The organism is Streptomyces sp. NPDC046215, assembly GCF_040646215.1.
In the GTDB taxonomy this organism is placed as follows: Bacteria; Actinomycetota; Actinomycetes; order Streptomycetales; family Streptomycetaceae; genus Streptomyces; species Streptomyces stramineus.
This window is the reverse complement of the sequence record NZ_JBEYZW010000081.1, coordinates 17240-31334: the sequence shown is the minus strand read 5'-3', so window position 1 is coordinate 31334 and position 14095 is coordinate 17240. Positions and strand designations below refer to the sequence as shown.

General features: G+C 71.0%; 9 protein-coding genes. 5 read left to right on the top strand and 4 right to left on the bottom strand.

Features of this window, described 5'->3' with window-relative positions; genetic code table 11:
• Positions 1-91: 91 nt before the first annotated feature.
• Positions 92-1018 carry a glycerophosphodiester phosphodiesterase family protein gene (locus ABZ951_RS27150; protein ID WP_344097070.1) on the bottom strand — a complete coding sequence of 309 codons (927 nt, stop codon included), beginning with the start codon at positions 1016-1018 and terminating at the stop codon, positions 92-94.
• Positions 1019-1285: 267 nt separating this feature from the next.
• Between ABZ951_RS27150 and uvrB the strand changes: the two genes are divergently transcribed.
• The 4 genes from uvrB (at position 1286) to ABZ951_RS27130 (ending at position 7391) form a co-directional block, all read left to right on the top strand.
• On the top strand, positions 1286-3415 hold the full coding sequence (gene uvrB, locus ABZ951_RS27145) for an excinuclease ABC subunit UvrB (RefSeq protein ID WP_344097072.1): 2130 nt from the start codon (positions 1286-1288) through the stop codon (positions 3413-3415).
• A gap of 168 nt (positions 3416-3583) precedes the next feature.
• Positions 3584-4162, top strand: a complete 579-nt coding sequence (locus tag ABZ951_RS27140) for a TerD family protein (protein ID WP_344097075.1) — start codon at positions 3584-3586, stop codon at positions 4160-4162.
• Positions 4163-4299: 137 nt separating this feature from the next.
• Positions 4300-6198 carry a TerD family protein gene (locus tag ABZ951_RS27135; protein ID WP_361280895.1) on the top strand — a complete coding sequence of 633 codons (1899 nt, stop codon included), beginning with the start codon at positions 4300-4302 and terminating at the stop codon, positions 6196-6198.
• A gap of 152 nt (positions 6199-6350) precedes the next feature.
• Positions 6351-7391: a TerC family protein gene (locus tag ABZ951_RS27130; RefSeq protein WP_344097079.1), complete on the top strand. Its 1041-nt coding sequence runs from the start codon at positions 6351-6353 to the stop codon at positions 7389-7391.
• A 25-nt stretch (positions 7392-7416) separates the two neighbouring features.
• Here the strand turns inward: ABZ951_RS27130 and ABZ951_RS27125 are convergent, their stop codons facing one another.
• The 3 genes from ABZ951_RS27125 to ABZ951_RS27115 form a co-directional block, all read right to left on the bottom strand.
• On the bottom strand, positions 7417-8709 hold the full coding sequence (locus tag ABZ951_RS27125) for an MFS transporter (RefSeq protein ID WP_344097081.1): 1293 nt from the start codon (positions 8707-8709) through the stop codon (positions 7417-7419).
• A gap of 379 nt (positions 8710-9088) precedes the next feature.
• Positions 9089-9745: an MBL fold metallo-hydrolase gene (locus tag ABZ951_RS27120; protein WP_344097083.1), complete on the bottom strand. Its 657-nt coding sequence runs from the start codon at positions 9743-9745 to the stop codon at positions 9089-9091.
• Between the two features lie 26 nt (positions 9746-9771).
• The gene (locus ABZ951_RS27115; protein WP_344097085.1) at positions 9772-10461 is read right to left on the bottom strand and encodes a maleylpyruvate isomerase family mycothiol-dependent enzyme; all 690 of its coding nucleotides are present in this window, start codon (positions 10459-10461) and stop codon (positions 9772-9774) included.
• 238 nt (positions 10462-10699) lie between these two features.
• On the opposite strand from ABZ951_RS27115, the gene uvrA reads away from it, so the two are divergent.
• The gene (uvrA, locus tag ABZ951_RS27110) at positions 10700-13744 is read left to right on the top strand and encodes an excinuclease ABC subunit UvrA (protein ID WP_344097087.1); all 3045 of its coding nucleotides are present in this window, start codon (positions 10700-10702) and stop codon (positions 13742-13744) included.
• Positions 13745-14095 lie beyond the last annotated feature (351 nt).

Genomic DNA, 14095 nt, shown 5'->3' with positions numbered 1-14095 from the left:
CGAGTACGCCCAGTACGCGGGAGATGCTCCGCCTTGCGAGCTACCGCACCGGACGCCGCGGCCTGATCCGGGCTGATCCGTAAGACACGCCCTAGAAATCGTCCAGGACGCCCACGAGCGCCGTCGGGGACGGCGCGGACCGGCCGTTCTCGGCCAGCGCCTTTTCCACCACGTGGGGAGCGTTGCTGATGATGGAGTCCACACCCATCCGGGCGAGCGCGACGGCGCGGTCACCGTCGTCGACGGTCCACGTCGAGACCTCCAGCGGCCTGCCGTGCGGCCCCTTCACCGCGTGGACGGACCGGACCCAGCTCGCGGTGACGCCGGTGTGCTTGGGGTTGATCTGGTCGGCGAACCGGGCGTACGCGGGGAGTTCCGCGACCTTCGGCGCCCCCAGGAATCCGGTCTTCACGTCCGTGCGCAGGCCGTGGAACGTCCGCAGGGAGGCCGCGCTGAAGCTCTGGACGACCAGGCGGCTGCCGACGTGCCACGCGTCGAGCCAGCCGGTGCGCCGCAGCTCGCTCACCAGCTGTCGTTCGATGCCCGGGTACAGCTCGGGAGCCTTGACCTCCAGCAGCAGTTTCTGGCGGTGGCGGTCGACGCGCTCCAGGTACCGCTGGAGCGTCGGCACCCGTTCGCCGGCGAACCTCCCGTCGAACCAGCTCCCGGCGTCCAGCTTCTGGATCTCGGCCAGGGTGAAGTCGGCGACCTTCCAGGGGGCACGCCCCGGAAAGCGCTGTTCGGCGTCGGTCGTACGGTCCAGGGTGGTGTCGTGCATGACGATCAGGGCGCCGTCCCTGGTGCGCTGGACGTCGTTCTCCACCCAGCGGATGCCCAGATCGGCGGCTCTGTCGACCGAGGCGAGGGTGTTCTCCGGCGCCAGGACCGGGACGCCCCGGTGACCGATCGCGACGGGGACGTGCGTCCGCGCGCCGGCGTGCGCGGGAACGGTGGCGAGGCAGAGGGTGGACAGACCGAGCAACGCGCTGGTCACGACGGAGACGGGGCGGATGCGCATTCGGGCTCCTCGCGGCGTCTGAAAACACGGGGCGTACGGGTGTGGGTGAGGGGCGCGTGCGGAGTGCACGGGGGCAGCGGCGGACGCGGTGGCATGGCGCTTCTCGTGGTGCGGGACGGGTCTACCCCACACAACTACGCGATCGCCGCGGTGGTGGCGCGCAGAGCCGCGGACCTTCGCCCGATCTTTGCCGTCCGTTCGCCGGGGAAACGGCGGTCGAACGCCGGACACCCGGCTGTTGTCAGTGGTGGGCCGTACGGTGGTTCCATGCGGCCCGTATCGAAGATCGAACGCAAGGTGGCGCCTTTCGAGGTCGTCAGCCCCTTCCAGCCCAGCGGTGACCAGCCGACCGCCATCGCCGAGCTGGAAAAACGCATTCGTGCAGGTGAGAAGGATGTCGTCCTCCTCGGTGCGACCGGTACCGGCAAGTCGGCGACCACCGCGTGGATGATCGAGAAGCTCCAGCGGCCGACGCTCGTGATGGCGCCGAACAAGACGCTCGCGGCCCAGCTCGCCAATGAGTTCCGCGAGCTCCTGCCGAACAACGCCGTCGAATACTTTGTGTCGTACTACGACTACTACCAGCCTGAGGCCTACGTCCCCCAGTCGGACACGTACATCGAGAAGGACTCCTCGATCAACGAGGAGGTCGAGCGGCTGCGCCACTCCGCGACGAACTCGCTGCTCACCCGGCGTGATGTCGTGGTGGTCGCTTCGGTGTCCTGCATTTACGGCCTCGGCACGCCGCAGGAGTACGTCGACCGGATGGTGTCGCTCAAGGTCGGCCAGGAGATCGACCGCGACCAGTTGCTGCGCCGCTTCGTGGAGATCCAGTACACCCGTAACGACCTGGCCTTCACCCGTGGCACCTTCCGGGTGCGCGGCGACACCATCGAGATCTTCCCGGTCTACGAGGAGCTCGCCGTCCGGATCGAGATGTTCGGTGACGAGATCGAGGCGCTGTCCACGCTCCACCCGCTCACCGGAGAGGTCATCTCCGACGACCAGGAGCTGTACGTCTTCCCGGCCAGCCACTACATCGCCGGCGCCGAGCGCATGGAGAAGGCGATCTCCGGCATCGAGACCGAGCTGGAGCAGACGCTCGCCCGGATGGAGAAGCAGGGCAAGCTCCTCGAAGCCCAGCGCCTGCGGATGCGCACCACGTACGACATCGAGATGATGCGCCAGATCGGCTCCTGCTCCGGCATCGAGAACTACTCGCTGCACATGGACGACCGCGAGCCCGGCTCCCCGCCCAACACCCTCATCGACTACTTCCCGGAGGACTTCCTCCTGGTCATCGACGAGTCGCATGTCACCGTCCCGCAGATCGGCGCCATGTACGAGGGCGACGCCTCCCGTAAGCGCACGCTCGTCGAGCACGGCTTCCGCCTCCCCTCGGCCATGGACAACCGGCCGCTGAAGTGGGAGGAGTTCACCGAGCGCATCGGGCAGACGGTCTATCTGTCCGCGACCCCCGGTAAGTACGAGCTCTCCCGGGGTGACGGCTTCGTGGAGCAGATCATCCGCCCCACCGGCCTCGTCGACCCCGAGGTCGTCGTCAAGCCCACCGAGGGTCAGATCGACGACCTGGTCCACGAGATCCGCACGCGCACGGAGAAGGACGAGCGCGTCCTGGTCACCACCCTGACCAAGAAGATGGCCGAGGACCTCACCGAGTACTTCCTGGAGCTGGGCATCCAGGTCCGCTACCTGCACAGCGACGTGGACACCCTGCGCCGCATCGAGCTGCTGCGCGAGCTCCGGGCCGGCGAGTACGACGTCCTGGTCGGCATCAACCTGCTGCGCGAGGGTCTCGACCTGCCCGAGGTGTCCCTGGTGGCGATCCTCGACGCCGACAAGGAAGGGTTCCTGCGCTCGGGGACCTCCCTGATCCAGACCATCGGACGCGCGGCGCGCAACGTCTCCGGCCAGGTCCACATGTACGCCGACAAGATCACCCCGGCGATGGAGAAGGCGATCGAGGAGACCAACCGGCGCCGCGAGAAGCAGATCGCCTACAACAAGGAACGGGGCATCGACCCCCAGCCCCTCCGGAAGAAGATCGGTGACATCGTCGCCACCATCGCCCGTGAGGAGATCGACACCCAGGAGCTCCTGGGCACGGGCTTCCGCCAGGACGACAAGGGCAAGGCCCCGGTGCCCACGGCCCTGTCCGGCAAGGCCGGCGCGAAGGCCAAGGGCAAGGGCAAGAGCAAGGCCGTCGTGGCGACGGACCGGCCCGCGGCCGAACTGGCCCAGCTCATCGAGGACATGACCGACCGCATGCGGGCCGCCGCGGCGGAGCTCCAGTTCGAGGTGGCCGCCCGGCTGCGCGACGAGGTGGGGGAGCTGAAGAAGGAGCTGCGCCAGATGCGGGAGGCCGGTCTCGCCTGAGGCACCCGGCCGGGTCCCTGTGTCAAAGCGGCTGCCCGGCCCGGCATGTTGCAAGACCGCCACAAATCCCGCCCGGGTGCGCTTGCGGTGGACGCCAGTGCATAGGGTCGTTCGAGGAGGCCGTGCGCACGCGCGGTCACGGGAAGAAAGAACGAGAAGGGACTGCGCGTGACGGTCAACTTGTCCAAGGGTCAGGGCATCAGCCTGCAGAAGGCCGACGGGGGAACCCTGACCGCGGTGCGGATGGGGCTCGGCTGGCAGTCGGCCCCCCGCCGCGGACTGTTCGGGTCGCGCACCAAGGAGATCGACCTGGACGCGTCGGCGGTGCTCTTCGCCGGTCAGCAGCCGGTGGACGTGGTGTTCTTCCGTCACCTCGTCAGCGACGACGGCTCCGTCCGGCACACCGGTGACAACCTGGTCGGCGGTGCCGGCAAGGGCGGCGACGACGAGGCCGTCCTCGTCGACCTGCAGCGCGTCCCGGTGCACATCGACCAGATCGTCTTCACGGTGAACTCCTTCACCGGCCAGACGTTCGCCGAGGTCCAGAACGCCTTCTGCCGCCTCGTCGACGAGACCAACGGCCAGGAGCTGGCCCGCTACACCCTCGACGGCGGCGGCCAGTACACCGCCCAGATCATGGCCAAGGTCCACCGGGCGGGCGCCGGCTGGCAGATGACCGCCATCGGCACCCCGGCCAACGGCCGGACCTTCCAGGACCTCATGCCGGCGATCCTGCCGAGCCTGTAGGGCTTCACGGCAGTACGTACGGCGACCGGGCCCGGCGGAGACACTCTCCGCCGGGCCCGCGAGCGCACCGAGCACGGGTGCGCGCGGCGCAGCCGCAGCGAGAACAGCATGGAACAGCACGACAAGGGGGCGCAGGAATGACGGCCGAGCTGGTGCGGGGACAGAACCACCCGCTGTCGGACACCCGTCTGGAGATCCGGATCTCGGCGGGCGGCCCGATCGTGGCGGGGGCCACGCTCGGTGACGCCGACGGCCGGGTGACCGGTGCCGACCGGGTCGCGCACCCCGCTTCGCACCGGCTCCCCGGCCTTGAGGTGTCCCGCCAGGCGGCGGCCGACCACCGGCTGGCCGTGGACCTCGACGCCCTCCCGGAGTCCGCGCACCGCGTCCATGTGCTGCTCGCCCTGCCCGACGGTGCGGGCGGCCCGGCGCGCTTCGGCGCGATGGCCGCGCCGTTCATCGCCGTCACCGGCCTCGACGGGGCCGAGGTCGCCAGCTACACCATCACCGACCTGGACTCCGAGTCCGCGGTCGTCGCCCTGGAGCTCTACCGCAGGCAGGGCGCGTGGAAGGTGCGCGCCGTCGGTCAGGGCTACGCGGGCGGGCTCGCCGCGATGCTCCTCGACCAGGGCCTGGCGGACGCCGCCGAGCTGGCCCGGGTCATCAACGAGGCGGTCAGCCGGGGCATGGCCCGGTCGGTCGCCCCGCCGCCCCCGCACCTGCCCGGCGGCGAGAGCGGGACGCGCCGCACCGCGCAGGCCGAGGGCGCCCCGGACCCCGCCCCGGCCCCGCCCGAGCCGGCACCCGCGGGCGGCCCGGTCAGCTACCGGCACCCCGGCCGTCAGACGACCGCGCCGCCGGACCCGGCGCCCGTCGTGCCGCCCGCCCAGCCGGGACAGTCGGCCCCTCCGGTCGCGGGCGACGCCACCGGCTGGACGATGAACGAGCGGCTGTACAACCAGGTCTGGGGCATGTTCGAGGACCTGGCCCGGTCGGCCGCCGCGTACCGCAGCGCCGTCGACTTCGCGGATTCGCGCCTGGAACAGGAGCTGGACAAGGCCCTCGCCGACCCGCGCACCCGGGTCGGCCCGGCGGCCGACGCCGCCCGGGAGGAGGCGCGCGCCCGGCGCACGAGCCTGGTCGAGCAGGCCCGTGCGGTCCTCGACCGGGACCTGGCACAGCTCGTCGCCGAGTCCGAGGTCGTCGAGCACGCCCTGCCGCCCGCGTTCGCCCGCTGGGACAGCCCGGTCTGGCAGGGCTACCAGGTGCCGCTGGAGACGCCGATGGCGCTGCGCGTGGGCGACCTGCACCTGCCGGAGCGCACCGATCTGACGATCCCGATGCTGGTGCGGCTGCCGCTGGAGCGCGGCCTGTGGGTGGACAGCGGGCGGTCCTCCGGCGGGGAGGCGGCCATGGTGGACTCCGACGAGCTGCGCCGGCGCGCCATGGCGACAGCGGTCCTGCACGCGGCCCGGATGCTGGCCGTCTATCCGGTCGGTGACTTCACGGTGCACGTCATCGACCCGGCGGGGTCGGCCGGTGCCGCGCTCGCGCCGCTGCTGCAGTCCGGGGCGCTGCGGGAGCCTCCCGCGGCCGGGGCGCAGGGGGTGTCCGGCGTGCTGGCGCGGCTGACCCAGCGCGTCGACCTGGTGCAGATGGCCATCCGCAGCGGCGCGGTGGATTCCCTGCCGCCCGACCTCGACACGGCGGAGCAGCTGCTCATCGTCAACGACTTCCCGCACGGTTTCGACGACCGTGCCGTGACGCAGCTGCGCTATCTCGCGGACGAAGGGCCGTCCGTGGGCGTGCACCTGATGATGGTCGCCGACCGTGAGGACGCCCGGGCCTACGGGCCGGTGCTGGACCCGCTGTGGCGGGCCCTGCTGAGGATCACCCCGGTGCAGGACGACCACCTGGCCGACCCGTGGGTGGGGCACACCTGGACGTACGACCCGCCGCGGGTGCCCGCGGGGAGCGATGTGGTGCGGCAGGTGCTCTGGCAGGTGGGTCAGGCGCGACAGGCATATGGCATCTGAACAGGGATTTTGGGTTTTTCTTTACCTTCTCTTGGGTCTTCCTGTACTGTTATAGGTGCGGAGGCGACCTGTGGGCCACCCCCACGGAGAGCCTCCGGCAGCGACGACACTGACAGTTGCTGACAGTTGCCGTACGACGTGCCGGAGGCACTGTGGACGTCTCCCTGACCCTTTGGGTGCTGACCATTCTCGGTCTGTGCGCCCTCGTCGCCGCCGACTTCTTCATCGGCGGCCGTAAACCCCATGAGGTCTCCATCAAGGAGGCCGGCATCTGGACCGTGGTCTGGGTGGCCCTCGCCGGGCTCTTCGGGCTCGGGCTGCTGTTCTTCGGCGGCGGGCAGCCGGCCGGGGAGTTCTTCGCGGGCTTCATCACCGAGAAGTCGCTGAGCGTCGACAACCTCTTCGTCTTCGTCCTGATCATGGCGAAGTTCGCGGTCCCGTCGATCTACCAGCAGCGCGTCCTGATGGTCGGAGTGCTCATAGCCCTGGTCCTGCGGGCGGGCTTCATCGGCGCGGGCGCGGCGATCATCGCCAACTTCTCGTGGGTCTTCTACATCTTCGGCGCCTTCCTCATCTGGACGGCCTGGAAGCTCATCCAGGAGGCGCGTGCCGACGAGGAGGAAGAGGAGTTCGAGGAGAACCGCTTCCTGAAGCTGGTCGAGAAGCGCTTCCCGTCGACGGACCGGTACCACGGCACCAAGCTGTTCATCGTCGAGAACGGCAAGCGCCTGATGACGCCGATGCTGATCGTCATGCTGGCGATCGGCACCACCGACGTGCTTTTCGCGCTCGACTCGATCCCGGCGATCTTCGGCCTGACCCAGGACCCGTACATCGTCTTCACCGCCAACGCCTTCGCCCTCATGGGTCTGCGGCAGCTGTACTTCCTGATAGGCGGGCTGCTGAAGAAGCTCGTCCACCTCTCGTACGGCCTGTCGGTCATCCTCGGGTTCATCGGCGTCAAGCTCGTTCTGCACGCTCTCCACGAGAACGGCGTGGGTGTGCCCGAGATCGGCATCCCGGTCTCGCTCGGCGTCATCTGCGCCGTCCTGGTCGTCACCACCCTTACCAGCCTCCGTGCCGCCAAGAAGCAGGCGGAGGCGGAGGCCGAGGCCGCGGCTGTGGAACGCGCCGAGGACGCCGAGGACGCTGCCGTCACCGACGCCGCCGAGAAGAGCGGCGCCCGGGCCTGACCGGGCCGGGCACGCGCCCGCCCGCTCAGGCGGGCGCGCACTCGCCCGCCGGGTCGGCCGGGTCGGCCGCGCCCGTCGGGCGGGTCTCGGGGAGCAGCGCGAAGCAGCCCAGGCTCAGCAGGGCGACCGCGGTCAGATACACGGCGACACCCCACGGCGGACCGTCGCCCCGGGAGGCCGCCGTGGCCACCAGGGGCGTGACGGCGCCGCCCAGCACCCCGGCGAGGTTGTAGCCGACGGCCGCGCCGGTGCAGCGCACCCGCGGCGCGTACAACTCGGGGAGGTAGGCCGCGATGACGGCGAACACGGCCGTGAACGCCAGCGTCCCGCCCAGGAACCCGAGCAGGATCGCCGGAGGCCTGCCGGTGTGCAGGAGGGCGATCATCGGGGTCGTCCAGAGCGCGCCGACCGCGCAGCCGGCCAGGCACAGCGGCCGGCGCCCGAAGCGGTCGCCCAGGAGGGCGAACAGCGGGGTGATGACGCCCGACAGGGCGATCGCCGCCATGATGCAGCCCAGCATGACCGTGCGGTCCACCCCCAGCCGGTCGGTGGCGTAGGCGAGGGACCACGTCGACATCGTGTAGTAGGTGGCATAGGAGACGGACAGCGCGCCGGCGGTGAGCAGGACGGGCCGCCAGTGGTCCCGCGCGAGCTCGGCGAAGGGGAGCCGCGCGACGGCGCCCCGGGCGACGAGCTCACGGAATTCAGGGGTCTCGGGAAGCCGGTTGCGCAGCAGCAGCCCCGCCGCCGCCAGGACGCCCGCGAACCAGAACGGCACCCGCCACCCCCACGACAGGAACTGCGCGTCGGTGAGCGTGGCCGACAGCACGAGCGTGATGCCGTTGGCGAGCAGGAAGCCCAGCGGCGGTCCGAGCTGCGGGAAGCTCGACCACAGGACGCGGCGGTGGGCCGGGGCGTGCTCGGTGGTCAGCAGCACGGCGCCGCCCCACTCGCCGCCGAGCCCGAGGCCCTGGGCGAAGCGCAGGAGGAGCAGCAGCATCGGGGCGGCGATCCCGATGCTGTCGTAGACGGGCACGAAGCCGACCGCGACCGTCGCGACCCCCGTCAGCAGCAGGGACACGATCAGCACCGGGCGTCTGCCGTGCCGGTCGCCGATGTGCCCGAAGAGGACCGAGCCGAGGGGGCGCGCGACGAACCCCACGCCGAAGGTGCCGAACGCGGCGAGGGTGCCGAGCAGCGGGGAGACGGTGGGGAAGTACAGCGGCCCCAGGACGAGGGCCGCGGCGGTGCCGTAGACGAAGAAGTCGTAGAACTCGATGGCGGTGCCGGCCATGGACGCGGCGGCCAGACGGAGCATCGCCGGCGGCCTGCCGGCCGGGGAACGGTCGCGTTGCATGTAGTGCCCAACTTCCGGTGGGCAGGGAAGGCAACGGGGCGTACGGGAGTGTGGCCGGGGGCGTGCGAAGGGAGAGCCGCCGGTGCGCCGCGCGCGGCCGTACCCCCGGCCGACGGCCGGGCCCGGGGCTGGTTTCGCTGGAGCGGCAGAAAGGGTTCCCCACCGGGCTGGCGGTCCGTTTTAGGGAGGAGTATGGTGGTTTTTGAGGCCGCCACACCCGGAGTTTGAGTGGGACGGCCTCACTGCATGTCCGGACCGCCCCGCAGGCGTCCGGGCCTCATCACGTACAGAAGCGGGCGCCCATGGGCGCCCGCTTTCGTATGTCAGCGGCCGCGGCAGGTCACCAGCCGCGGGCGCGCCACTCCGCGAGGTGCGGGCGTTCGGCGCCCAGGGTGGTGTCGGATCCGTGGCCCGGGTAGACCCACGTCTCGTCCGGGAGCTCCCCGAAGAGCTTGGTCTCCACGCCGCCGAGGAGCGTGGCGAACGCCTCGGGGTCGTCGTGGGTGTTCCCGACGCCGCCGGGGAACAGGCAGTCGCCGGTGAACAGGTGCGGATGGCCGTGCGGGTCGTCGTAGACCAGGGCGATGCTGCCCGGGGTGTGGCCGACCAGGTGGCGGGCGGTGAGCTCGACGCGGCCCACCCGCACGGTGTCGCCGTCCTCCACGAGGACGTCCGTCGGCACCGGGATCCCCTCGGCGTCGTAGCGGCCGGCGAGCGTGCGGGCGCCGGTGGCGTCCACGACCTCGCGCAGCGCGCCCCAGTGGTCGCCGTGCCGGTGCGTGGTGACGACGGAGGCGATGCCGCTGTCGCCGATGAGGCTGAGCAGGGTGTGCGGCTCGGCGGCGGCGTCGATCAGCAGCTGCTCGTCCGTCGCGCGGCAGCGCAGCAGATAGGCGTTGTTGTCCATCGGCCCGACCGCGACCTTCGAGATCATCAGGTCGGTCAGCTCGTGCACGTCGGCCGGTCCGCCGACCTTCACCGCTCCGCTGTAAGTCATGGCGTCAAGCCTATTCCTTGCGTGCCTCAGAGCGGGGGGAGGGTGGGAAGGCCGGCTCCGCCGGTGTCGAGGCCCGCTCCGTCGCGGGCCCGGCCGGCGAGCCAGCCCAGCAGGTCGGCGGGGGTGCCGGTGACGACGACCGGGTCGCCGTCCCCGCCGCCCGTGGCCCAGCGCCGGCCGTCGGCGGTGGCGAGGGTGACGGGGGGCAGCCCGGGGTGGCCCGAGAAGCGCTGGGCGAGGAACTCGATCTCCCGGTCGGTGAAGTCCGCCGGAAGATCCGCCAGCTCGTACCCGATGCCGAGGTCGACGTGGTGCAGTTCGAGCTCGATCAGGCGGCGGAAGGGTACGCGCGCGGCCTGGTCGGTCACGCCGTTGCGCAGGGTGACGGTGCGGCTCCAGTCGGCGGGTGCGGCGGCCGCCTCCTGGAGCCGGGCCGCGCTGTCGCGGAGGTCGGCGAGCTGCGCGTCCAGCGGCCGGTGGGCGTCGCGCTCGATGTCGGCGTCCCGCGCCTCGGCGCTCGCGTACATGGGGCGGCCGGTGAGGACGTTGACGAGCGCGTCCGCGTTCCGGGCGAGGTGGGCCAGGACGTGGCCGCGGGTCCAGCCGGGGAGGCGTGACGCCTCGGCGACGGCGGCGTTGTCCAGTTTGCCGGCCGAGCCGAGGAGGCGGTCGGTCGCTTCCCGCACGGATGCCAGGTCGTGCACATGATCAATCATGCGGCCGACGATAGCGCCGCCACTCGTCCGGGTGAAGGTGTCTCTTCCAGCCCCTGAATCGAATATACGTGCTATATGGTCGAGGGTGTCGCTGCCGGCCGCCCGTAGCCGTCGCCGGCTCCGGCCCCGGCCGTCGCTCGACCGTTGATTGTCAGTGGCCCCCCGTACTCTGGATCGAGGGGCAGTGACCCTCCCTGAAGCTCCCTGGAGCCGACTCTCAAGAAAGGTGCCGACAGGCGTGACTGACCGTCTCATCGTCCGTGGCGCTCGCGAGCACAACCTCAAGAACGTCTCGCTCGACCTTCCCCGTGACTCCCTCATCGTCTTCACGGGACTCTCCGGCTCGGGCAAGTCGTCCCTCGCGTTCGACACGATCTTCGCCGAGGGGCAGCGTCGTTATGTCGAGTCGCTCTCCTCCTACGCCCGGCAGTTCCTCGGCCAGATGGACAAGCCGGATGTGGACTTCATCGAGGGCCTCTCCCCGGCTGTCTCCATCGACCAGAAGTCGACCTCGCGCAACCCCCGCTCCACGGTGGGCACCATCACGGAGGTCTACGACTACCTCCGCCTGCTCTTCGCGCGGATCGGCAAGCCGCACTGCCCGGAGTGCGCCCGGCCCATCTCCCGCCAGTCGCCGCAGGCCATCGTGGACAAGGTGCTGGAGCTGCCCGAGGGCAGCCGGTTCCAGGTGCTCTCCCCGCTGGTGCGCGAGCGCAAGGGCGAGTTCGTCGACCTCTTCGCCGACCTGCAGACCAAGGGCTACAGCCGGGCCCGCGTCGACGGGGAGACCGTCCAGCTCTCCGAGCCGCCCAAGCTCAAGAAGCAGGAGAAGCACACCATCGAGGTGGTCGTCGACCGCCTCACCGTCAAGGACAGCGCCAAGCGCCGGCTGACCGACTCGATCGAGACCGCGCTGGGCCTCTCGGGCGGCATGGTGATCCTCGACTTCGTCGACCTCCCCGAGGACGACCCCGAGCGTGAGCGGATGTACTCCGAGCACCTCTACTGCCCGTACGACGACCTGTCCTTCGAGGAGCTGGAGCCGCGCTCCTTCTCCTTCAACTCCCCCTTCGGCGCCTGCCCGGACTGCACGGGCATCGGCTCGCGCATGGAGGTCGACCCCGAGCTGATCGTCCCGGACGAGGACAAGTCCCTGGACGAGGGGGCGATCAACCCCTGGTCGCACGGCCACACCAAGGACTACTTCAACCGCCTGGTCGGCGCGCTCGCCGGTGAGCTCGGCTTCCGCACGGACATCCCCTGGGCGGGGCTGCCGCTGCGGGCCCGGAAGGCCCTGCTCAACGGCCACAAGACGCAGATCGAGGTGCGCTACCGCAACCGCTACGGCCGGGAGCGCGCCTACACCACGTCCTTCGAGGGCGCGGTCCCGTTCGTCAAGCGGCGCCACTCCGAGGCCGAGAGCGACTCCAGCCGGGAGCGCTTCGAGGGCTACATGCGCGAGGTGCCCTGCCCGACCTGCGAGGGCACCCGGCTCAAGCCCATCGTGCTCGCGGTCACCGTGCAGGGCCGGTCCATCGCCGACGTCGCCGCCATGTCGATCAGCGAGTGCGCCGACTTCCTGCGGGAGATGAAGCTCACCGGCCGCGAGAAGAAGATCGCCGAGCGGGTCCTCAAGGAGGTCAACGAGCGCCTGAAGTTCCTCGTCGACGTCGGCCTGGACTACCTCTCGCTCAACCGCGCCGCGGGCACCCTCTCCGGCGGCGAGGCCCAGCGCATCCGGCTCGCCACCCAGATCGGATCCGGCCTCGTCGGTGTGCTCTACGTGCTGGACGAGCCGTCCATCGGCCTGCACCAGCGGGACAACCACCGCCTCATCGAGACCCTGGTGCGCCTGCGCGACATGGGCAACACCCTGATCGTCGTCGAGCACGACGAGGACACCATCAAGGTCGCCGACTGGGTCGTGGACATCGGCCCCGGCGCGGGTGAGCACGGCGGCAAGGTCGTGCACAGCGGCCCCCTCAAGGAGCTGCTGCGCAACAAGGAGTCGATCACCGGGCATTACCTCTCCGGCAAGAGGGCCATCCCCACGCCGGACGACCGCCGGCCCGTGGACCCCGACCGCCGGATCACGGTCCGCGGCGCCCGGGAGAACAACCTCCAGGACATCGACGTCTCCTTCCCGCTCGGCGTGCTCACGGCCGTCACCGGTGTGTCGGGCTCGGGCAAGTCGACGCTGGTCAACGACATCCTCTACACCCACCTGGCCCGCGAGCTGAACGGTGCCCGGACGGTGCCGGGGCGCCACACGCGCGTGGACGGCGACGACCTCGTCGACAAGGTCGTCCACGTCGACCAGTCGCCCATCGGCCGTACGCCGCGCTCCAACCCGGCGACGTACACCGGTGTCTTCGACCACGTCCGCAAGCTCTTCGCGGAGACGATGGAGGCGAAGGTCCGCGGCTATCTGCCCGGCCGCTTCTCCTTCAACGTCAAGGGCGGCCGCTGCGAGAACTGCTCCGGCGACGGCACGATCAAGATCGAGATGAACTTCCTGCCGGACGTGTACGTGCCCTGCGAGGTCTGCCACGGCGCGCGCTACAACCGGGAGACGCTGGAGGTGCACTACAAGGGCAAGTCCATCGCCGAGGTGCTGGACATGCCCATCGAGGAGGCGCTCAGCTTCTTCGAGGCCGTGCCGACCATCGCCCGGCACCTGCGCACCCTGCACGAGGTCGGGCTCGGGTACGTCCGGCTCGGGCAGTCCGCGCCGACGCTCTCCGGCGGTGAGGCACAGCGCGTGAAGCTCGCCAGCGAGCTGCAGAAGCGCTCGACGGGCCGCACGGTGTACGTGCTCGACGAGCCCACCACGGGTCTGCACTTCGAGGACATCAGCAAGCTGATCTCGGTGCTGTCCGGGCTGGTCGACAAGGGCAACACCGTCATCGTCATCGAGCACAACCTCGACGTCATCAAGACGGCCGACTGGGTCGTCGACATGGGGCCCGAGGGCGGCAGCGGCGGTGGCCTCGTCATTGCGGAGGGCACCCCGGAAGAGGTGGCCTCGGAGCCGGCCAGCCACACGGGCAAGTTCCTGCGGGAGCTGCTGGGCGACCGGGTGAGCGACGCGCCTCCGGCGCGCGGCACCACGCGGAAGGCGCCCGCCGCGAAGAAGGCCGCCGTCAAGAAGACGGCAGCCAAGAAGACGGCCGCGAAGAAGACCGTGGCGGCCGGCACGGCGGCGAAGAAGACGGTCTCGGCCAGGACCGGCGCGGTGAAGAAGGCGGCGGCGAAGAAGACGGTGCGGACCGCTCGCGGCTGAGCGTGTCGTTCCCGGCCCGCCGCGGGTGTCTCCGGACACCGGCGGCGGGCCGTGCCGCGCCCCGGCCGGGGGCTCCCGGCCAGGGCGGCGGGCCGGCCGGGCGGCTCGCCCGTGCGCGGGTTCTGCCGGGGCTGCGGCGTGTCAGGTGCCGGGTTCCGTCGGGTGTGGCGGTTCCGCGCCCGGGCGGGCGCGGGCGGTACGTCGTCGGCCCGGCTTTCGCCCGCGCGTCGGTTCTCCCACTCCCGTGAGGCGGCGCGGCAGGTGCCGGGTTCTCTCGGGTGCGGCGGGCCCGCGCCCCGGCGGATGCGGCCCCCGGGGCGGGCGGCCCGCGCCCGGGCAGGGGCACGTGGA

Coding starts and splice junctions, on each gene's coding strand:
- ABZ951_RS27135 (WP_361280895.1), top strand. CDS start 4,300: ATGACGGCCGAGCTGGTGCGGGGACAGAACCACCCGCTGTCGGACACC.
- ABZ951_RS27150 (WP_344097070.1), bottom strand. CDS start 1,018: ATGCGCATCCGCCCCGTCTCCGTCGTGACCAGCGCGTTGCTCGGTCTG.
- ABZ951_RS27115 (WP_344097085.1), bottom strand. CDS start 10,461: ATGATTGATCATGTGCACGACCTGGCATCCGTGCGGGAAGCGACCGAC.
- ABZ951_RS27125 (WP_344097081.1), bottom strand. CDS start 8,709: ATGCTCCGTCTGGCCGCCGCGTCCATGGCCGGCACCGCCATCGAGTTC.
- ABZ951_RS27120 (WP_344097083.1), bottom strand. CDS start 9,745: ATGACTTACAGCGGAGCGGTGAAGGTCGGCGGACCGGCCGACGTGCAC.
- uvrB (WP_344097072.1), top strand. CDS start 1,286: ATGCGGCCCGTATCGAAGATCGAACGCAAGGTGGCGCCTTTCGAGGTC.